The 301-nt window shown below is 69.1% G+C and carries 1 protein-coding gene; it reads left to right on the forward strand.

Going from position 1 to position 301, the window contains the following annotated elements; translation table 11 throughout:
* Positions 1 to 229, forward strand: a 229-nt coding sequence (locus CVH10_RS19390) for a hypothetical protein (protein ID WP_369335891.1), incomplete at its 5' end; no start/stop codon positions are given.
* Between the last annotated feature and the right edge of the window lie 72 nt (positions 230 to 301).

The raw sequence follows: 301 nt of genomic DNA on the forward strand, positions 1-301 counted from the left end.
CGAGCGTGTCACCGTGCCAGCCCCGCTCGGCCAATATCGCGTCCGCTTCATCCACGGCCGCGAATGGGCAGATTCTCGGACCTTCTTCGGCAAGGGCACGCTGCACGACGAGGTTGCCGGCGTGATGCTGTTCACGCGACGGGTCGGGCACACGCTCGATCTTCGTCTGGGGGCCGACAGCAATCTCGTGGTCCGGCGCATCGCCGCCAAACCGGCCTCGCTCCAGTGACACTGTCCTTCATCCACGCGCGGGGATTTCGCCTCGCACCGCCAGGACCGGCCCCCGCGCGCCGGCACGGCG

Source organism: Halomonas sp. ND22Bw (assembly GCF_003011945.1).
Lineage (GTDB): Bacteria > Pseudomonadota > Gammaproteobacteria > Pseudomonadales > Halomonadaceae > Halomonas > Halomonas halophila.